At 54.7% G+C, this 20760-nt stretch carries 19 protein-coding genes and 1 pseudogene; all 20 read right to left on the bottom strand.

Annotation, left to right across the window (positions count from 1 at the left end):
- Positions 1-3: 3 nt before the first annotated feature.
- Positions 4-552 carry a 50S ribosomal protein L5 gene (gene rplE, locus A11S_RS09820; RefSeq protein ID WP_015468371.1) on the bottom strand — a complete coding sequence of 183 codons (549 nt, stop codon included), beginning with the start codon at positions 550-552 and terminating at the stop codon, positions 4-6.
- 18 nt (positions 553-570) lie between these two features.
- Positions 571-897: a 50S ribosomal protein L24 gene (gene rplX, locus A11S_RS09825; RefSeq protein ID WP_014103653.1), complete on the bottom strand. Its 327-nt coding sequence runs from the start codon at positions 895-897 to the stop codon at positions 571-573.
- Positions 897-1265, bottom strand: a complete 369-nt coding sequence (gene rplN, locus A11S_RS09830) for a 50S ribosomal protein L14 (RefSeq protein WP_014103654.1) — start codon at positions 1263-1265, stop codon at positions 897-899. Before rplN ends, rplX begins: the two co-directional genes overlap by 1 nt.
- Positions 1266-1446: 181 nt before the next feature.
- Positions 1447-1701: pseudogene (gene rpsQ / locus A11S_RS12095) on the bottom strand (30S ribosomal protein S17); the annotation flags it as partial.
- A gap of 28 nt (positions 1702-1729) precedes the next feature.
- The gene (gene rpmC / locus A11S_RS09840; RefSeq protein WP_014103656.1) at positions 1730-1975 is read right to left on the bottom strand and encodes a 50S ribosomal protein L29; all 246 of its coding nucleotides are present in this window, start codon (positions 1973-1975) and stop codon (positions 1730-1732) included.
- Positions 1976-2004: 29 nt separating this feature from the next.
- The gene (rplP, locus tag A11S_RS09845; RefSeq protein ID WP_015468372.1) at positions 2005-2418 is read right to left on the bottom strand and encodes a 50S ribosomal protein L16; all 414 of its coding nucleotides are present in this window, start codon (positions 2416-2418) and stop codon (positions 2005-2007) included.
- 38 nt (positions 2419-2456) lie between these two features.
- Complete coding sequence (rpsC, locus tag A11S_RS09850) at positions 2457-3143, bottom strand: 30S ribosomal protein S3 (protein ID WP_014103658.1); 687 nt, start codon at positions 3141-3143, stop codon at positions 2457-2459.
- 49 nt (positions 3144-3192) lie between these two features.
- The gene (rplV, locus tag A11S_RS09855; RefSeq protein WP_014103659.1) at positions 3193-3570 is read right to left on the bottom strand and encodes a 50S ribosomal protein L22; all 378 of its coding nucleotides are present in this window, start codon (positions 3568-3570) and stop codon (positions 3193-3195) included.
- Positions 3571-3610: 40 nt separating this feature from the next.
- The gene (gene rpsS / locus A11S_RS09860) at positions 3611-3886 is read right to left on the bottom strand and encodes a 30S ribosomal protein S19 (RefSeq protein ID WP_014103660.1); all 276 of its coding nucleotides are present in this window, start codon (positions 3884-3886) and stop codon (positions 3611-3613) included.
- 21 nt (positions 3887-3907) lie between these two features.
- The gene (gene rplB, locus A11S_RS09865) at positions 3908-4732 is read right to left on the bottom strand and encodes a 50S ribosomal protein L2 (RefSeq protein ID WP_015468373.1); all 825 of its coding nucleotides are present in this window, start codon (positions 4730-4732) and stop codon (positions 3908-3910) included.
- Positions 4733-4771: 39 nt separating this feature from the next.
- Entirely contained in the window at positions 4772-5092 is a 321-nt protein-coding gene (locus A11S_RS09870) for a 50S ribosomal protein L23 (protein ID WP_015468374.1), read from the bottom strand.
- Positions 5093-5110: 18 nt separating this feature from the next.
- Entirely contained in the window at positions 5111-5734 is a 624-nt protein-coding gene (gene rplD / locus A11S_RS09875; protein ID WP_015468375.1) for a 50S ribosomal protein L4, read from the bottom strand.
- 33 nt (positions 5735-5767) lie between these two features.
- Positions 5768-6502, bottom strand: a complete 735-nt coding sequence (rplC, locus tag A11S_RS09880) for a 50S ribosomal protein L3 (protein ID WP_015468376.1) — start codon at positions 6500-6502, stop codon at positions 5768-5770.
- Between the two features lie 36 nt (positions 6503-6538).
- Positions 6539-6859 carry a 30S ribosomal protein S10 gene (gene rpsJ, locus A11S_RS09885; RefSeq protein ID WP_014103665.1) on the bottom strand — a complete coding sequence of 107 codons (321 nt, stop codon included), beginning with the start codon at positions 6857-6859 and terminating at the stop codon, positions 6539-6541.
- Between the two features lie 21 nt (positions 6860-6880).
- Positions 6881-8059 carry an elongation factor Tu gene (gene tuf, locus A11S_RS09890; protein ID WP_015468377.1) on the bottom strand — a complete coding sequence of 393 codons (1179 nt, stop codon included), beginning with the start codon at positions 8057-8059 and terminating at the stop codon, positions 6881-6883.
- Positions 8060-8123: 64 nt separating this feature from the next.
- Positions 8124-10220, bottom strand: a complete 2097-nt coding sequence (gene fusA, locus A11S_RS09895) for an elongation factor G (RefSeq protein ID WP_015468378.1) — start codon at positions 10218-10220, stop codon at positions 8124-8126.
- Positions 10221-10244: 24 nt separating this feature from the next.
- The gene (gene rpsG, locus A11S_RS09900; RefSeq protein WP_015468379.1) at positions 10245-10727 is read right to left on the bottom strand and encodes a 30S ribosomal protein S7; all 483 of its coding nucleotides are present in this window, start codon (positions 10725-10727) and stop codon (positions 10245-10247) included.
- A 21-nt stretch (positions 10728-10748) separates the two neighbouring features.
- Positions 10749-11120 (bottom strand): 30S ribosomal protein S12, encoded by a 372-nt coding sequence (gene rpsL / locus A11S_RS09905; RefSeq protein ID WP_041794054.1) that lies wholly within the window; start codon positions 11118-11120, stop codon positions 10749-10751.
- Positions 11121-11847: 727 nt separating this feature from the next.
- Positions 11848-16041, bottom strand: coding sequence for a DNA-directed RNA polymerase subunit beta' (gene rpoC, locus A11S_RS09910; RefSeq protein ID WP_015468380.1), 4194 nt, complete (start codon positions 16039-16041; stop codon positions 11848-11850).
- Between the two features lie 87 nt (positions 16042-16128).
- Positions 16129-20484: a DNA-directed RNA polymerase subunit beta gene (gene rpoB, locus A11S_RS09915; RefSeq protein WP_015468381.1), complete on the bottom strand. Its 4356-nt coding sequence runs from the start codon at positions 20482-20484 to the stop codon at positions 16129-16131.
- Positions 20485-20760: the final 276 nt, after the last annotated feature.

The raw sequence follows: 20760 nt of genomic DNA on the forward strand, positions 1-20760 counted from the left end.
GTATTAGTTGCGGAAGGGCATCATGAAACCGCGCAGAAGCTCTTTTGCTTCTTCGTCGGATTTCGCCGTGGTGCAGATGATGATGTCCATCCCGCGCATTTGATCAACTTTATCGTAGTCGATCTCGGGGAACACGATCTGCTCCTTCAGGCCCATCGCATAGTTACCGCGACCGTCAAAGCTGCGGCCATTAATGCCACGGAAGTCGCGAACGCGCGGCAGCGCAATCGTAACCAGACGGTCCAGGAATTCATACATGTGCGCACGACGCAGGGTCACTTTGCAACCGATCGCCATATCTTCACGAATTTTGAAGGAGGCGTTCGCTTTGCGAGCGTGCGTGATCAGCGGCTTCTGGCCGGAGATGCGCGCCATGTCGTTCACAGCGTTTTCAATGTGTGCGCGGTTGGTCGTGGCTTCGCCTACGCCCATGTTCAGAACGATTTTATCCAGACGCGGGATCTGCATATCGTTCTTGTAACCGTATTTTTGTTTCAGCGCCGGTTTGATGTCTTTTTCGTACATCACCTGGAAACGGGGCTTCGTTGTCATCGCCGTATCCTTCATCACTTATTTATCAAGAGTTTCGCCGGAGCGTCGTGCTACGCGGACCTTTTTACCGTCCTTCAGGGTCGTGTAACCCACTCGAGTCGGCTTGTTCGACTTCGGATCAATCAGAGCCACGTTAGAAGCGTGGATCGGCATTTCCTTGGTCTCGATACCACCTGCACTCGTCGCCGACGGCTTCGTGTGTTTTTTCGCCAGGTTGATACCTTGAACCAGAACGCGGTTGTCTTCCGGGAATACCTTCAGAACTTCGCCGGTTTTGGTCTTGTCTTTACCAGTCAGAACGACGACTTTGTCGCCCTTTTTGATTTTCAATTTTGCGTTGCTCATTACAGCACCTCTGGCGCCAAAGAAATAATTTTCATGTAGCCCTTGCCACGCAGCTCACGGGTCACGGGGCCAAAGATACGGGTACCAATCGGCTCGCCCTGCTTGTTGATCAGCACAACAGAGTTGCTGTCAAAGCGGATTTTTTCACCGTTGGCGCGCTTCAGACCATGGGCCGTGCGCACGATAACCGCGCGGTGAACATCACCCTTTTTAACGCGGCCGCGCGGAATGGCGTCCTTTACCGAAACAACGATGATATCACCGATATTCGCGGAGTTGTGGTGAGACCCGCCCAGTACTTTAATGCACTGAACGCGTTTCGCGCCGCTGTTATCGGCTACATCGAGTTCTGATTCCATCTGGATCATGATCGTTCTGCCTTCTTTAATCGTTCAAACTTGGTCGTTTCAATTCGCCTTATTAGGCGTCTTTTTTCTTGGCTGCGGTTTTCTTCGCGGCCGGTTTCTTTGCTGCGGCGGTTTTCGCGCCAGCTTTCGCCGGAGCTTTTTTCGCCTTCGGCTCAGCAGCGGCCTTTTCGGTCACTTCCGGAGCTTGACGGGTCGCGGCATCGCCCAGACCTGCCACCACGCGCCAGGATTTGCGCTTGGAGATAGGACGGCATTCCTCGATCTGCACGCGGTCGCCGACTTTATACATATTCTGCTCGTCATGTGCAGCATATTTATCGGATTTCCGGATGTATTTTTTGTACACCGGGTGCATCGTGCGGCGTTCGACCAGAACCGTAACGGTTTTGTCCATCTTGTCGCTGACGACGTTGCCTTCCAGAATGCGACGTGGCATGTATTTGCTCCTTACCTACGTATCTCTATTAAGCGGCTTTGGTCTTTTTCGCGGATTTCGGGCTTTTCGCCTTTGCCGCGGTCGGACCGCCTTTTTGTTGTTCTAAAACCGTCTGAATACGGGCGATATCGCGGCGCAGGCCACGGATTTGTGCCGTATTGGACAGTTGGCCGCCAGCCTTCTGGAAACGCAGGGTCATTTGCTGCTGTTTCAGGTCAACAAGCATCTTTTTCAGCTCGTCGGCGGTTTTGCCTTTAATGTCTTCCGCTTTCATATCGCGTCTCCTAACACTCGGCCCGGGGCTTATTCGCCAATACGGGCAATGAATTTCGTTTTAACCGGCAGTTTGGCCGCAGCCAGGCTCAGAGCCTCGCGTGCTACATCTTCCGGTACACCGTCCAGTTCGAACAGGATACGGCCCGGTTTTACCCGTGCGGCCCAGAATTCCGGGGCGCCTTTACCGGAACCCATCCGCACTTCCAGCGGCTTTTTGGATACCGGGACGTCCGGGAATACGCGGATCCAGACTTTACCCTGACGTTTCATCGCACGGGTGATCGCACGACGGGCTGCCTCGATCTGACGCGCGGTCAGACGATCCGGATCCAGGGTTTTCAGGCCATAAGAGCCGAAAGCCAGAGTCGCACCGCTGGTGGCCAGACCGTGGATACGGCCTTTATGCTGTTTGCGGTATTTTGTCTTTTTCGGTTGCAGCATCGTCTTCGCTCACATCTTCAATCGTTCAAATTCAGTCATTAACCACGCGGGGTAGAAGCCGGGGTCGTTTCAGTGCGCTTGTCGCGGGCCAGCGGATCATGCTCCAGGACATCGCCCTTGTAGATCCATACCTTCACACCGATGATCCCGAAGGTCGTCAATGCTTCGGCAAAGCCGTAATCCAGATCAGCACGCAGTGTGTGCAGAGGCACGCGGCCTTCGCGGTACCATTCGGTACGTGCGATGTCAGCACCGCCCAAACGACCGGATACGTTAACACGGATCCCCTGGCCACCCAGACGCAGTGCGCTTTGTACGGCGCGCTTCATTGCACGACGGAAGGACACGCGGCGCTCCAGCTGTTGGGCAATGCCCTCAGCAACCAGCTGTGCGTCAACTTCCGGCTTGCGGATTTCAACAATGTTCAGCGAAACATCGGAACCACCGCGGATCGACAGATCCTTACGCAGTTTCTCAATGTCGGCGCCTTTTTTACCGATGATCACACCCGGGCGAGCCGCGTGAATCGTTACTTTCGTGTTCTGGGCAGCGCGTTCGATGATGACTTTGCTGATGCCTGCGGCTTTCAGCTTGTCTTTCACGTATTCGCGCAGCTTCAGATCCTCAACCAGCCGATCGGCATAGTTGCGGTCGGAAAACCAGCGGGAATCCCAGGTGCGGTTGATACCGACGCGGATACCGATAGGATTAACCTTCTGACCCATAACCTTATTGCTCCTTCAAATCTCTTTTATATGCGCTCTGTTTATTCGCTTAGTCGGCGTCGCGCTGACGCACAACGATGGTCAAGTTGCTGAAAAACTTCTCAACCGGACCTACGCGACCACGTGCACGGGCACGGAAGCGGCGCATTTTCACCGATTTGCCAACGGTGGCTTCGGCAACATACAAACGGTCAACATCCAGATTGTGGTTGTTTTCCGCATTTGCCACGGCAGCTTTCAGCACTTGCTGTACATCGCGTGCGGCATGCTTCGTGGAAAATTCCAGGTCAACCAGCGCCTTGGCCGCGCTTTTGCCGCGGATCATTTGCGCAACCAGGTTCAGCTTACGCGGGCTGGAGCCCACATATTTGGCCATGGCCTGAGCTTCGTTGGCTGCTGCGCGCCGTTTATTTGCATCCTGTCCCATTGGGTTCGTCCTTTACTGCTTTCAATCGCTTATCAGCTAATTACTTGCCGGCTTTTTTATCGGCGCTGTGACCCTTGTAGGTACGGGTCGGCGCGAATTCGCCCAGCTTGTGGCCGATCATTTGGTCGGTCACCAGAACGGGCAGGAATTTCTGACCGTTGTGTACACCGAAGGTCAGACCTACCATGTTCGGCAGAATCGTGGACCGACGGGACCAGGTTTTAATCACTTCTTTTTTGCCGCTGCTGCGCACATTTTCCACTTTTTGCAGAACGTGGCGATCAACAAACGGACCTTTCCAGACTGAACGTGCCATAGTCTAAGCTCTCCTAAAACCTTACTTCTTGCGACGACGGATAATGAATTTATCGGTCGCTTTGTTCTTACGGGTTTTTGCACCTTTGGTCGGTTTGCCCCACGGCGTAACCGGGTGACGACCACCCGAGGTACGGCCTTCGCCACCACCCAACGGGTGATCGACCGGGTTCATAACAACGCCGCGAACGTGCGGGCGTTTACCGCGCCAGCGGGTACGGCCGGCTTTACCATCATTGGTGTTGAAGTGATCCGGGTTGGACACTGCACCAACGGTGGCCATGCATTCCTGACGAACAACACGCAGTTCACCAGAAGCCAGTTTAATCTGGGTGTAACCTTGGTCACGACCAACAACCTGAGCATAGGTCCCGGCGGAGCGAGCCATCTGGCCGCCTTTGCCTGGTTTCAGTTCAACGTTGTGAACGATCGTACCAACCGGCATGCTTTTCAGCATCATCGCGTTGCCCGGCTTCACGTCGGTCTTCTCGCCGGCAACAACTTTGTCGCCCACTTTCAGACGTTGCGGAGCAATGATGTACGCCATTTCGCCGTCAATGTACTTGATCAGAGCGATATAGGCTGTGCGGTTCGGGTCATATTCCAAACGCTCAACCGTGGCTTCCATGTCCCACTTACGACGCTTCCAGTCGATCACGCGGTAGCGGCGCTTGTGACCACCGCCACGTTGCCATGACGTAATGCGACCATAATTGTTACGGCCACCGGTCTTGTTCAGACCTTCGGTCAGGGAGCGCTCCGGCTTGCCCTTCCACAGCTGGCTACGATCAGTGATGATCAGCTCGCGTGTGCTCGGGGTCACGGGATTGAATTTTTTCAGTGCCATCAGTTTAGCCCTTTGCTCTCAATCTCTTCATTCAACCAATTACGCGGCGGTGCCGACGTCGATGGTTTGACCTTCTTCCAACGTGACGATCGCTTTCTTAGCGTCGCTACGGCGGCCCAAACGGCCACGGAAAACTTTGTTTTTACCTTTTTGGATCGAGGTGTTCACACCCTTCACCTTCACTTCAAAGACAGCCTCAACAGCTTCTTTGATAGCCGGTTTCGTCGCGGTCATCGGCACGCGGAACGTGATTTGACCGTGTTGGGAACCCATGGTGGCTTTTTCAGTGATCAGCGGCGTGCGTACGATGTCGTACATCCATGCAGCAATTTTCACGTCTTTTTTCGCCTTCGTTGCCATTGTCTTGATCCCTCTATCTTATTTGCTCAGACGCGCGGTCAGGTTGGCCACGGCATCCTTGGTCAAAACCAGCGTGTCACGACGCAGAATGTCATACACGTTTGCGCCTTGGCTCGGCAGAACATCAATACGCGGCAGGTTATCCGTCGCGCGGGAGAAGTTCGCATCCACCTCGTCGCCACAAACGATAACAGCGGAGGTCAGGCCCAGAGCCTTCATCGCCTCAGCCATCGGCTTCGTTTTGTGGGTGTCAGCAATAGCTTGATCCAGAACGATCAGCTTGCCAGCCTTTGCCTTTGCAGACAGCGCGGTTTTCAGAGCCAGCGCACGTACTTTTTTCGGCAGATCCGTCGCGTGGGAGCGCGGGGTCGGTCCGAAAATCACTGCACCACCGCGCATTTGCGGGGAACGCAGGGAGCCCTGACGACCATTACCGGTGCCCTTTTGCTTGAACGGCTTCTTACCCGTACCGCTCACTTCACCAATTTCCTTGGTGTCGTGCGTACCGGCGCGACGCTTGTTCAGCTGGAAATGAACCATCCGGTGCAGGATGTCATTACGCACGCTCATGCCAAAGATTGCATCGTCCAGATCAATCTGGCCGACCTCTTTGTTCTGCAAATTCTTGACCGCAACCTTCATGGTTCCACGTCCTTCTATAAATGCTTCTATTCGTTATTCAGCCGGAGCTGCTTCTTCTGCCGGGGCGGCTTCAACAGCCGGAGCTGCCTTTGCTGCGCCTTTCAGGGCTGCCGGTTTCGGCAGATCGGCCGGAGCCGGAACCTTAACGGCATCTTGAATGCGGACCCATTGACCATCCGTACCCGGAACCGAACCCTTAACCAGGATCAGACCGTCTTCGATATCAACAGCAACCACTTTCAGATTCTGTGTCGTTACTTGCTCAGCCCCCAAGTGACCGGCCATCTTCTTGTTTTTGAAGACTTTACCCGGATCTTGACGCTGACCGGTGGAACCGTGGGAACGGTGCGACACGGATACACCGTGTGTTGCACGCAGACCGCCGAAGTTCCAGCGCTTCATCGGACCAGCAAAACCTTTACCGGTCGTGATGCCCGTTACGTCGACCAGCTGACCAGCAACGAAGTGGCTTGCGCAGATTTCTGCACCAACTTCGATCAGGTTTTCCGGAGAAACGCGGAATTCCGCAACTTTTTTCTTCGGCTCAACCTTGGCTTTCGCGAAATGGCCACGCTGGGCTTTCGCCGTGCGCTTTACCTTTGCAACGCCAGCACCCAACTGAACAGCCGTGTAGCCGTCTTTGTCTTCGGTGCGAACAGCCACAACCTGGCAGCCATCGATTTTCAGCACAGTCACAGGAATGCTACGGCCTTCTTCGTCGAAGATCCGGGTCATCCCCTCTTTGCGTGCAATCAGACCAGTTCTCATTGTCTTCGTCCTCTTGTGATCCAGTGTCAGCGCTTATTAAGCGGCCTGACCAATCTTAATCTCAACATCAACGCCAGCGGCGAGGTCGAGTTTCATCAGCGCGTCAACCGTTTGCGGGGTCGGATCGACGATGTCGATCAGGCGCTTGTGCGTGCGCATTTCGAACGCTTCCATCGACTTCTTGTCGATGTGCGGCGAACGCAGAACGGTAAACCGTTCAATACGCGTCGGCAGAGGAACCGGACCGCGAACGCGGGCGCCGGTACGCTTGGCCGTATTGACGATCTCACCCGTGGACTGATCCAGAACGCGGTGGTCGAAAGCCTTCAGGCGGATGCGAATGGTTTGCGTATCCATAGTTCGGTTCCTTTACCTTAATTACTTAATAATCTTGCCAACAACGCCGGCACCGACGGTGCGGCCACCTTCGCGGATAGCGAAGCGCAGACCTTCGTTCATCGCGATCGGGCAGATCAGTTCGACTTCGAAGTTTACGTTATCGCCAGGCATAACCATTTCCGTGCCAGCCGGCAGGGATACGATGCCCGTCACGTCCGTCGTACGGAAGTAGAACTGCGGACGGTAGTTCGTGAAGAACGGCGTGTGGCGGCCACCTTCGTCTTTCGACAGAATGTAAGCTTCAGCCGTGAAGTTCGTGTGCGGGGTAATCGAACCCGGGGCGCACAGAACCTGACCACGCTCAACGTCTTCACGCTTCGTACCACGCAGCAGAGCGCCGATGTTGTCACCAGCTTCACCGCTGTCCAGCAGTTTGCGGAACATTTCAACGCCCGTTACGGTCGTTTTTTGCGTCGGGCGAATACCAACGATTTCGATCTCTTCGCCAACTTTCACGATACCCTGCTCAACACGGCCCGTAACAACGGTACCACGGCCAGAGATCGAGAATACGTCTTCAACCGGCATCAGGAACGGCTTGTCCTTCGGACGGGCCGGGGTCGGGATGTAAGCATCAACAGCTTCCATCAGAGCCTGAATGGCTTTCTCACCGATTTCCGGATCGCGTTTTTCCAAAGCGGCCAGAGCGGAGCCCTTCACCACCGGAATGTCGTCGCCCGGGAATTCGTATTTGGACAACAGTTCGCGGATTTCCATTTCAACCAGATCCAGCAATTCTGCATCGTCAACCTGGTCAACTTTGTTCATGAACACAACGATCGCCGGAACGCCAACCTGACGAGCCAACAGAATGTGTTCGCGCGTCTGCGGCATCGGGCCGTCAGCAGCAGAGCACACCAGAATAGCACCGTCCATCTGTGCCGCACCCGTGATCATGTTCTTCACATAGTCAGCGTGGCCCGGGCAGTCAACGTGCGCGTAGTGGCGGTTCGCGGTTTCATATTCAACGTGCGACGTGGAAATCGTGATACCACGGGCTTTCTCTTCAGGAGCTTTGTCAATCTGGTCATATGCCAGCGCTTCCTTCGAAAACTGCTGCGTAATCGCGGCCGTCAACGTCGTCTTACCATGGTCAACGTGACCAATCGTGCCGATGTTTACGTGCGGCTTATTCCGCTCAAACTTACCCTTTGCCATCTTTTTTTCCTCTTCAAAACCTAATCAGGTTGTTTCGTCAGTTTCTGTTGTCGTCAGGCGGTGATTAAGCCACCAGTTTTTTCTTCACTTCTTCGGCTACGTTCGGCGGTACCGGCGCATAGTGATCGAACACCATGCTGTACTGCGCGCGGCCTTGGGACATGGAACGCAGGTTATTGATGTAACCGAACATATTGCCCAGCGGCACGCTCGCCATAATAACCTTCGCGTTACCGCGATCTTCCATTGCGTTGATCTGGCCACGGCGGCTGTTCAGATCGCCGATAACGTCACCCATATATTCTTCCGGGGTCACAACTTCGACTTTCATCACAGGCTCCAGCAATTGCGGGCCAGCAGCAGCCATGGCTTCCTTGAACGCTGCACGGGCAGCGATTTCGAAGGCCAGAGCCGAGGAGTCAACATCGTGGTATCCACCGTCGATCAGACGGACTTTGAAGTCCACGACCGGGAAACCAGCGATAATACCGGTGTCTTTTGCACCCATCAGGCCCTTTTCAACGCCCGGGATGTATTCTTTCGGAATTGCACCACCAACGATTTCGTTCGTGAATGCATAACCGGCACCGGCTTCCTGCGGCTCGAACACGGCTGTCATCTTAGCGTACTGACCCGAACCACCCGACTGTTTCTTGTGGGTGTAGGTGATTTCGTGCGCTTTGGTGATCGTTTCGCGGTAAGCAACCTGCGGCGCGCCGATGTTGGCTTCCACTTTGAATTCGCGCTTCATGCGATCAACCAGAATTTCCAGGTGCAGTTCGCCCATACCTTTCAGGATGGTCTGACCGGATTCATGGTCCACCGATACACGGAAGGACGGATCTTCGGAAGCCAGACGTTGCAGAGCAACACCCATTTTCTCTTGGTCGGCTTTGGATTTCGGCTCAACCGCAATCTCAATAACCGGTTCCGGGAATTCCATACGCTCCAGAACGATCGGCTTGATCGAATCGCACAGCGTGTCGCCCGTGGTCGTGTCTTTCAGACCAACCAGCGCAACGATGTCACCAGCTTCTGCGTATTTGATTTCTTCGCGGTTGTTGGCATGCATCAGCAACATACGGCCGATACGTTCTTTTTTGTCCTTCACAGAGTTCAGAACATAAGAACCGGATTCCAGTTTACCGGAGTAAATACGAGCGAAGGTCAAGGAACCAACGAACGGGTCGTTCATCACTTTGAAAGCCAAAGCGGAGAACGGCGCGTCATCAGACGGCGGACGGGTGTCCGGATCGTCGGAACCGACTTTTTTACCTTTTACATCACCCACATCCAGCGGGGACGGCAGGTAACGGATCACAGCGTCCAGCAGCGGCTGAACACCTTTGTTTTTAAAGGAAGAACCGCACATCATCGGAACCAGTTTCCCGGTGATGGTGCCCTTGCGGATGCAAGCGCGCAGCGTTTCGATGTTCGGCATTTCGCCGTTCAGATACGCTTCCATTGCAGCGTCGTCCATCTCAACAGCCATTTCAATCAGGCGGTCGCGATATTCTTCAGCTTTTGCTTGCAGGTCAGCCGGGATGTCAACAACTTGGAACGTTGCACCCAGAGATTCGCTGTCCCAGATGATCGCCTTCATGTCGATCAGGTCAACGATACCAGCGAAGTCGCTTTCAATACCGATCGGCAAGGTCAGAACCATCGGCTTGATGCCCAGACGTTTCTGAACGGTGTCGATGCAGAAATAGAAGTCTGCGCCGATTTTGTCCATTTTGTTCGCGAAAATGATACGCGGAACTTTGTACTTGTCGCCCTGGCGCCATACGGTTTCCGTTTGCGGTTCTACGCCTTGGTTACCGTCCAGCAAGCAGACGGCACCGTCGAGAACGCGCAGGGAGCGCTCAACTTCAATCGTGAAGTCAACGTGACCCGGGGTATCGATGATGTTAATACGATATTTTTCACCGTCGTCCGGACCCGTCCAGAATGCAGTGGTCGCAGCAGAGGTAATGGTAATACCACGCTCTTGCTCCTGCTCCATCCAGTCCATGGTCGCGGCACCGTCGTGCACTTCACCGATTTTGTGCGATTTGCCTGTGTAGTACAGGACGCGCTCGGTGGTCGTGGTTTTACCGGCATCAATGTGTGCCATGATGCCAATATTGCGGTAGCGGCCGATCGGTGTTTCGCGTGTCATAATCTTAAGATCCAAAATCCGGTATTAGAAACGATAGTGAGCAAAGGCTTTGTTAGCGTCTGCCATTTTGTGGGTGTCTTCGCGTTTTTTCACGGCGGCACCACGGTCATTCCAGGCTTCGATCATTTCAGCAGCCAGGCGATCCGTCATGGTGTTTTCACCACGGGCACGGGCGTAAGCGATCAACCAGCGAATGGCCAGAGCCAGCTGACGATCAGCGCGAATTTCGCAAGGCACTTGGTACGTCGCACCACCAACACGGCGGGACTTCACTTCAACCTGCGGCTTCACTTTGTCCAGAGCGGTTTTGAAGAACGCAATAACTTCGTTGTCATTGGCCAGTTTCTGCTTAACGCGAACTTGGTCCAGAGCACCGTAAACAATGCGCTCGGCAACCGACTTCTTACCGTCTTCCATGACCATGTTGATGAACTTGGACAGAACCAGATCACCGAACTTCGGGTCCGGGAGGATTTCGCGTTTTTCTGCTGCGTGACGACGTGACATTCTATTTCAGCTCCTGAAAAATTATTTCGGACGTTTCGCGCCGTAGTGCGAACGGCTCTTCTTACGGTCTTTAACGCCCTGGGTATCCAGCGCACCACGGATGATGTGGTAACGAACACCCGGCAAGTCTTTCACACGACCACCGCGCACCAGCACGACGGAGTGTTCTTGCAGGTTGTGACCTTCACCCATGATGTAAGCAATGACTTCGATCCCGGTGGTCAGACGAACTTTAGCCACTTTACGCAAAGCGGAGTTCGGCTTCTTCGGGGTCGTCGTATAAACGCGCGTGCAAACGCCACGTTTTTGCGGATTGCCCTTCAGAGCCCGGTTTTTCTTCCGCACTACTACCTTTTCGCGCGGCTTACGGATCAATTGCTGTATGGTTGGCATGTTTAGCCCTTCAAAAATTGTATCGTTTGTTTTCCAGATGGTTGGCTTCAAAAACCAGCGCCCTTACGTTTTCGGAAGGTCACCCATGCCTGCGTCCCGGTGGTGGGCCGCTTTGCGGGTGCCTTATAAATCGTGGCGCGTCGCTTTTTATTCCTCTTTTTTCACCGAAACCGGCGAAAAAATCTGAGCTGCGTTTAACCCGCTTTCCATCGAAAAACCTAGGAAAACAGCGGCCTACAGCCAGCCCATCCGTATGCGAACGCGCGGAATATACATTCGACCCCCGGAACCGTCAAGCAATTGTTTACGAAATCCTCAAGATTTTTATGGTGTATCGCTGTTTTTTTACACAGCGAGTCATGACCCGTGCAAACCGAGTCATTTTGAACCATAAAAAAACGGCTCAAACGAGCCGTTTTCTTGCTTCCCCTGCCCCATGTGCGCCCGGGTTGACCCCGGTGCCTGATTATTGCTTTAGAAACCCGTTTTGTACCCTGAACAACGCGCCGGAAGCGGTTGATCGTTGTTTTATTGTTGAAGCCAATCGTATGCCATAAGATTGTTACGGCGCAAGCATCGAGGATGAAATTTTATTGCTTATTTATGGAATCGGGTCGCGCGCCCCGCGCACCCTATATGAAGTGCAGCAAAACCCGCACAAAAACGGACCATAAAAAAACGCCCGGACATCGGTCCGGGCGTTTTTAATCTTTAAGCGTGGCAGGGCTTAGCCGTTTGCGGCCTTGTCCATCCCGGCATCATCACCCATGGCCGGCATATCGGCGTGGGCCAGAGCCTCGGCCTCTTGCTGGGCGGCGATGGCCAACTGGTCACGCTGGGCAGCCAGTTTCTTGACCTGGTTGATATAGGAACCGGTACCCGCCGGGATCAGACGCCCGACGATCACGTTTTCCTTCAACCCGTTCAGGGTGTCCATCTTGCCTTGCGTGGCCGCCTCGGTCAGAACGCGGGTCGTTTCTTGGAACGAAGCCGCAGAAATGAACGATTTGGTTTGCAGAGAGGCCTTGGTGATACCCTGCAGGATCGGCTTACCCGTCGCCGGGATCTTGCCGGCTTCGATGTATTTCTGGTTGGTGATTTCGAACTCATCACGGTCAACCTGTTCGCCAACCAGGAAGGTGGTGTCACCCGGGGTCAGGATCTCGGTTTTCTGCAGCATCTGGCGAACGATCACCTCGATGTGCTTGTCGTTGATCTTAACACCCTGCAGACGGTAAACGTCCTGGATTTCCTGGGTCAGGTAGTCGGACAAAGCCTCAACCCCCATAACGTCCAGAATATCGTGCGGCACCATCGCCCCGTCCAGCAACGCATCACCGCGGCGGACGAAGTCACCTTCGTGTACTGCCAGGTGGCGGCCTTTCGGGATCAGGTATTCACGGGCTTCAGCCTGCGCATCCGCCGGTTTCACGATCAGACGACGCTTGGACTTGTAGTCCTTGCCGAATTCCACCTGACCATCGATTTCGGAAATAATCGCGAAATCTTTCGGCTTACGGGCTTCGAACAATTCGGCCACGCGCGGCAGACCCCCGGTAATATCGCGGGTCTTGGATGTTTCACGCGGGATACGACCGATAATGTCACCTGCGCGGACTTCCGCACCGTTTTCAACCGACAGAATGGTATCAACGGACAGATAGTAGTTCGCCGGCAGACCGTTCGGCAGGGTAATAACCTTACCCTTGGCATCCAACAGGGATACACGCGGTTTCAGCGTGCCGCCCTTCGGCTGGGAGCGCCAGTCGATAACGACTTTGGACGAAATACCGGTTGCCTCGTCGGTTTTTTCCGAGATCGACAGACCTTCGACCAGGTCGTAATAGTGCGCCACACCGTCCTTTTCCGTCAGGATTGGGATGGTGTACGGGTCCCACTCGGCCAATTTCTGGGCCGGCTTGACCTTGTCACCTTCGTTCACCAGCAAACGGGAACCGTACGGCAGGCGTTGAGCCAGCTTTTCGTTACCCTTGGCGTCGCGAACAACAACCTCGGTGTTACGACCCATAACGATCGTTACGCCTTCGGAGTTCTTCACAACGTTGTGGTGACGGATTTCAATCGTGCCTTCAACCGGAGCTTCGACAGAGGATTTTTCCGCACCACGCTGGGCCGCACCACCAATGTGGAACGTACGCATGGTCAGCTGTGTACCCGGCTCGCCGATCGACTGCGCGGCCATAACGCCGACAGCTTCACCAACGTTCACCGGTGTACCGCGGGCCAGGTCACGGCCATAGCACTTGCCGCAAACGCCGATCGCGCTTTCACAGGTCAGAACCGAACGAACCAGAACGCTGTCAACGCCAGCGGTTTCGATCATTTCAGCTTTCACTTCGTCGATCAGATCGCCCTGAGCCACCAGCATTTCACCGGACAGCGGGTTTTTCACATCGACAGCCGCCGTACGACCCAGAATACGCTCGCCCAGGTTGACGATAACGTCCGCACCGCTCATCACAGCGCGCATCGTTACGCCTTTGTCCGTACCGCAATCGTGTTGGGTGATAATTGCATCCTGTGCAACGTCAACCAGACGACGGGTCAGGTAACCGGAATTTGCCGTTTTCAACGCCGTATCCGCCAGACCCTTACGGGCGCCGTGGGTGGAGTTGAAGTATTCCAGAACCGACAGACCTTCCTTAAAGTTGGAGATAATCGGCGTCTCGATAATTTCGCCTGACGGCTTCGCCATCAAACCACGCATACCGGCCAACTGACGGATCTGAGCTGCGGAACCACGAGCACCCGAGTGGGCCATCATGTAAACCGAGTTCATCGTACCGTCGGCGTAGCTGGAAATGCCCTTCATCATGGCGTCGGCCACGTCATCCGTGCATTTCGACCAGATATCGACGACTTTGTTGTACTTTTCGCCTTTGGTAATCAGACCGTCTTGGTATTGACGCTCGAATTCCTTGACCTTGTCTTCGGCTTCTTTCACCAAAGCTTCCTTTGCGACCGGGATAATCATGTCATCCTTACCGAAGGAAATACCGGCCTGGCACGCGTGACGGAAGCCCAGCTTCATCATACGATCGCAGAAGATCACCGCCTCTTTCTGGCCGCCATGGCGATAAACCATGTCGATCAGGTTCGAAACTTCTTTCTTCGTCAGCGATTGGTTGATCAGGCTGAACGGCAGTTCCGGATGACGCGGGAACAATTCCGAAATCATCATACGGCCCGGCGTGGAATCAACGATCAGCGTTACCGGCTGGTTGTTTTCATCAACGGTGTGGTAACGGCACTTGATTTTCGCATGCAGGGACAGGTGACCTTCCGCGATGGCGTGTTGGATTTCGCCAACACCACGGAAAATCATGCCTTCGCCCTTTTGCTTGTCCAGTGCGATCGACAGGTAATACAGACCCAGAACAATATCCTGTGACGGAACGATAATCGGTTTACCGTTGGCCGGGGACAGAATGTTGTTCGTGGACATCATCAGGCAGCGCGCTTCCAGCTGCGATTCAATCGACAGCGGAACGTGAACGGCCATCTGGTCACCGTCGAAGTCAGCGTTGAACGCCGTGCAGACCAGCGGGTGCAGCTGAATCGCTTTACCTTCGATCAGGGTCGGTTCAAACGCCTGGATGCCCAGACGGTGCAGGGTCGGTGCGCGGTTCAGCATAACCGGGTGTTCGCGGATAACCTCTTCCAGGATATCCCAAACTTCCGGACGCTCTTTTTCCACCATACGCTTGGCGGCTTTCACTGTGGTGGCCAGGCCATACAGTTCCAGCTTGTGGTAAATGAACGGTTTGAACAGCTCCAGAGCCATTTTCTTCGGCAGACCGCACTGGTGCAGCTTCAGTTCCGGACCAACGGTAATAACCGAACGGCCAGAATAGTCGACGCGTTTACCCAGCAAGTTCTGACGGAAGCGACCTTGCTTCCCTTTCAGCATGTCGGACAGCGATTTCAGCGGGCGCTTGTTCGCACCGGTGATCACGCGGCCACGACGGCCGTTGTCGAACAGCGCGTCCACAGCTTCCTGCAGCATACGCTTTTCGTTACGAACGATAATGTCCGGAGCGCGCAGTTCGATCAGGCGCTTCAGACGGTTGTTACGGTTGATCACGCGACGATACAGATCGTTCAGGTCGGACGTTGCGAAACGGCCACCATCCAGCGGAACCAGCGGGCGCAGTTCCGGCGGCAGAACCGGAACGACATCCATAATCATCCATTCCGGACGGGTGCCGGATTCGAGGAAGGATTCGATCAGTTTCAGACGCTTGACCAGCTTCTTACGCTTGGCTTCGGAGGAGGTTTCACGCAGATCTTCCTCAACCTTGATTTTCTCTGCATCCAGATCAATCGCAGTCATCAGTTTTTTCAGCGCTTCGGCGCCAATACCGGCTTCGAAGCTTTCGTCGCCGTACTGATCCTGAGCATCCATGAACTCCTCTTCCGTCAGCAATTGCAACGGTTTCAGAGGGGTCATGCCCGGCTCGAGAACGATGTACGATTCGAAATACAGAACCTTTTCCAGCTCTTTCAAAGTCATGTCCATCATCAAACCGATGCGGGACGGCAGGGACTTCAGGAACCAGATGTGCGCAACCGGCGATGCCAGTTGGATGTGGCCCATGCGCTCACGGCGAACTTTGGTCAGCGTGACTTCAACGCCGCACTTTTCGCAGATGATGCCTTTGAACTTCATGCGTTTGTATTTACCGCAAATGCACTCATAGTCCTTGATCGGACCAAAGATGCGGGCGCAGAACAAACCGTCTTTTTCCGGTTTGAATGTGCGGTAGTTGATGGTTTCCGGCTTTTTCACTTCACCAAAGGACCAGGACAGGATCTGTTCCGGGCTGGCGATCGAGATCCGGATGGAGTCAAAAGACTGCGGTCCGGTCGGCTGGCCAAAGAGATTCATCAGTTCATTCATCGTGCAACTCCCGTAAGGGCTAAAAAATCGTTCGTATCTCGGTCAAAAACCCGGTCGCGGACAACGCCGCGACCGGTGTGGCAAGGGTTAGTTGCCGCTGTTCTTCATATCGACGTTCAGACCCAGGGCCTTCAGTTCTTTCACAAGAACGTTGAAGGATTCCGGAATACCGATTTCGAAATTGTCTTCGCCGCGAACAATCGCTTCGTAGACTTTCGAACGGCCAGCCACGTCGTCCGACTTGACGGTCAGCATTTCCTGCAGGGTGTAGGCTGCGCCATACGCTTGCAGGGCCCAGACCTCCATCTCCCCGAAACGCTGGCCACCGAACTGGGCTTTACCGCCCAACGGCTGCTGCGTAACCAAGGAATACGGACCAATGGAACGTGCGTGGATCTTGTCATCGACCAAGTGGTGCAGTTTCAGCATGTAGATGTAACCAACGGTCACGTTACGGTGGAAATATTCACCCGTACGACCGTCAATCAAACGCACCTGACCCGATGTGTTCAAACCAGCTTTTGCCAGCAAGGTGTCGATATCGGCTTCAACTGCGCCGTCAAAGACCGGCGTTGCCATCGGCACGCCACCGCGCAGGTTGTTCGCCATTTCGACCAGATGCTGATCGCTCAGTTTGGTGACTTTTTCTTCGTATTCCTTGTCGCCATAGACGCCCTTCAGATGCTCTTTCAGCTTCTTCACGTCGCCATCGGACGGAGCCTTGCGGTCCGCGAAGGAATCGATCAGTTGACCAATCTGCTTGCCGAGGTTGGCAGACGCCCAGCCCAAGTGGGTTTCCAGGATCTGACCAACGTTCATACGGGACGGAACACCCAGCGGGTTCAGCACGATATCAACCGGCTGGCCATCTTCGGTGTACGGCATGTCTTCGGCAGGAACGATGCGGGACACCACACCTTTGTTCCCGTGACGACCGGCCATTTTGTCACCCGGCTGCATTTTACGCTTCACGGCGATGAAGACTTTAACCATCTTCATCACGCCCGGGGGCAGTTCGTCACCGCGTTGCAGTTTTTCAACTTTGGATTCGAAACGGGCCTTCAGATCATCGACAGCGTCGTCGAAGGTCTTCGACATGGCTTCGATTTCTTCCATGCGGGTTTCGTTTTCAACGCCAATTTGACGCCACAGGCCACGGCTGATGGAGTCCAGATCGGATTGCTTGATCTTGGAACCCTTTGCCAGGTCCAGTTGCTTCGGCGCAGCGGCCAACGTCTGACCAACCAGCATTTCAGCAAGGCGGGCATAGAAGCCGCCTTCCAGAATGGAGCGTTCGTCATCACGGTCTTTGGCCAATTGTTCGATTTCAGCCCGTTCGATCGACAGTGCACGGGCATCTTTATCGACGCCGCGACGGTTGAACACGCGAACTTCAACGATCGTACCCGTTACCCCCGGCGGTACACGCAGGGAGGTGTCTTTTACGTCAGCCGCTTTTTCACCGAAGATTGCGCGCAGCAATTTTTCTTCCGGGGTCATCGGTGATTCACCTTTCGGTGTCACTTTACCAACCAGAATGTCGCCCGCCTGAACTTCGGCACCGATGTGTACGATACCGGCTTCGTCCAGGTGTTTCAGCGCTTCTTCACCAACGTTCGGAATGTCGCGGGTGATTTCTTCGGTGCCCAGTTTCGTATCACGGGCCATCACTTCAAATTCCTCGATGTGGATCGAGGTGAAGATGTCTTCGGCTACGATACGCTCGGACAGCAGGATGGAGTCTTCGAAGTTGTAACCGTTCCACGGCATGAACGCGACCAGCACGTTGCGGCCCAGAGCCAGTTCACCGAACTGGGTCGACGGACCGTCAGCGATAATGTCGCCGGCCTTGATCTGGTCGCCAACTTTCACCAGCGGCTTCTGCGTGATGCAGGTCGACTGGTTGGAACGCTGGAACTTCGACAGTTTGTAGATGTCGACGGTCGGCTCGTCCGCGCGGGTCATTTCCGTGGCACGGATAACAACGCGGGTTGCGTCAACCTGAACCACGATACCGGAACGGCGGGCCGTTACAGCAGCGCCGGAGTCACGCGCGACGGCGGCTTCCATACCCGTACCAACCAGCGGCGCATCGGAGCGCAGCAGCGGAACGGCCTGACGTTGCATGTTCGAACCCATCAGAGCGCGGTTGGCGTCGTCGTTTTCCAGGAACGGGATCAGCGCCGCAGCAACGGACACGATCTGTTTCGGGGACACGTCGATCATGTTGATCGTATCCGGCGTCGCCATCAAGTTTTCACCAGCCTGGCGGCAGGAAACCAGGTCATCCAGGAACTTGCCATCTTTGCTCAGCGGGGTGCTGGCCTGGGCAATGGTGTATTTGGCTTCTTCCATGGCGGACATGTAAACGACTTCATCCGTCACTTTGCCATCAACAACGCGGCGGTACGGGGATTCAATGAATCCGTACTGGTTGACGCGGGCAAAGGTAGCCAGAGAGTTGATCAGACCGATGTTCGGACCTTCCGGTGTTTCAATCGGGCAGATACGACCATAGTGGGTCGGGTGAACGTCACGCACTTCGAAACCGGCGCGTTCGCGGGTCAGACCACCGGGGCCCAACGCGGACAGACGGCGCTTGTGCGTAATTTCGGACAGCGGGTTGGTTTGGTCCATAAACTGGGACAACTGGCTGGAACCGAAGAATTCACGCACCGAAACCGCAACCGGCTTCGCGTTGATCAAATCGTGCGGCATGTAGTTGTCGATATCGACAGAGGACATACGCTCGCGGATTGCGCGTTCCATACGCAGCAAGCCAACACGAACCTGGTTTTCCATCAATTCGCCAACGGAACGCACACGACGGTTACCGAGGTTGTCGATATCGTCGATTTCGCCCGCGCCGTCTTTCAGACCGTGCAGATATTTCAGGATCGCCAGAATGTCATCCTTGCGCAGAACGCGAACGGTGTCTTCCGCATCCAGGTTCAGGCGCAGGTTCATCTTCACGCGACCAACAGCCGACAGATCATAACGCTCAGCGTCGAAGAACAGGCTGTCGAACAGAGCTTGGGCCGATTCAACTGTCGGCGGCTCACCCGGGCGCATGACGCGGTAAATGTCGATCAACGCTTCTTCGCGCGTATCGCACTTATCGGCCAACAGGGTGTTGCGGACATACGGGCCCACGTTCACGTGGTCGATGGCCAGAACCGGAATATCGGTCACACCGGACTTGTCGAAGGCTTTCAGCTCTTCTTCCGTGATTTCATGACCAGCTTCGAAGATCACCTGGCCGGTTTTCGCATCAAAGATGTCTTCCGCCAGATATTGGCCGATCAGCTGGGCGTCTTCGACCAGCATGTCTTTCAGGCCTTTTTCTTCCAGTTGCTTGATCACGCGCGCGGTGATTTTCGTACCGGCATCCAGAACCGATTTCCCGGTTTTCGCGTCGATCAGGTCGTGGTCCAGCTTGACGCCACGCATACGGGCACCGTCAAATGCTGTTTTCCAGCCTTTTTTCTCTTTCGAATACGTCACAACGCCGTAGAACGTGCGCAGGATTTCTTCGTTGCTCATCCCTTGAACCATCAGCGGATCAACCGGCTGATCATTCTCTTCGCACTTGGCGCGGTAATCGGCCGTCATAGAGGAGTCCAGCGCACGCAGCAGCGTGGTCACCGGCAATTTACGACGACGGTCGATACGAACATACATCAAGTCTTTCGCATCGAATTCGAAGTCCAGCCAAGACCCGCGATACGGGATCACGCGGGCAGCGAACAGATATTTACCGGACGCGTGGGTCTTGCCACCATCGTGGTCAAAGAACACACCCGGGGAACGGTGCATCTGGGACACGATCACACGCTCGGTTCCGTTGACGATGAACGTACCGTTCTTCGTCATCAACGGCATATCCACCATGTAGACGTCTTGTTCCTTAATGTCGCGGATGGAGCGCAGGCCCGTGGTTTCATCAATATCAAACACGGACAGGCGCAGCGTCACACGCAGCGGCGCCGCATAGGTCATGCCACGCTGCTGGCATTCGTCGGTGTCGTATTTCGGCTCTTCCAGCTCGTAACGCACATAGTCGATCTCGGCCTTGTCCGCGAAGTCTTTAATCGGGAACACGGTCGAGAACACTTCCTGAAGACCCTGCATTTTGCGGTCTTCCGGCTGTACGTCGGCCTGCAGGAACGCCTCATAGGACTGGCGTTGAATTTCGATCAGGTTCGGCATGGCCGCCACTTCGCGGATTTTCGCGAAAGAACGGCGGATACGCTTACGGCCCGTGAAGCTGTCAACAGCATCAGCCGGGCGGGTAATCACCACAGGCGGGCGATAGAGTGATGGGGGTTTGGACGGCGCAGTCGTTGCGGCTTTCTTGGTCGTGCTTTTGGCTTTAGCGGCCATAACTTTTGTCTTTTTATTCATTGGGGAATTTTTTTCAGAATTGGTGTTTTCAGCAGTCATTGTGCTTTCCTTCGCCCATCAGTTTGCCCGCGGATGGCCTGATTCACCCGCTGACGTCATTGTCCAAAACGTGCCCAAAAGGACATCACCGCCATCACCCTTCCCATGCGCCCGGAAGGTTGAAGCGGTTGAAAAGATTGTATTTTTACCTGGCTCGTGTCAGTGCGTTCACGCTGGCCCCGGGTTAAAAATGCCCCAAAAACAAGGGACTGTGGGCGGATATATGGCGGATGGCGGGGACCAAGTCAAGCGGTTTTTCCACAGAAACCCTCCGCC

It is taken from the genome of Micavibrio aeruginosavorus EPB, from assembly GCF_000348745.1.
GTDB classification, from domain to species: Bacteria; Pseudomonadota; Alphaproteobacteria; order Micavibrionales; family Micavibrionaceae; genus Micavibrio; species Micavibrio aeruginosavorus_A.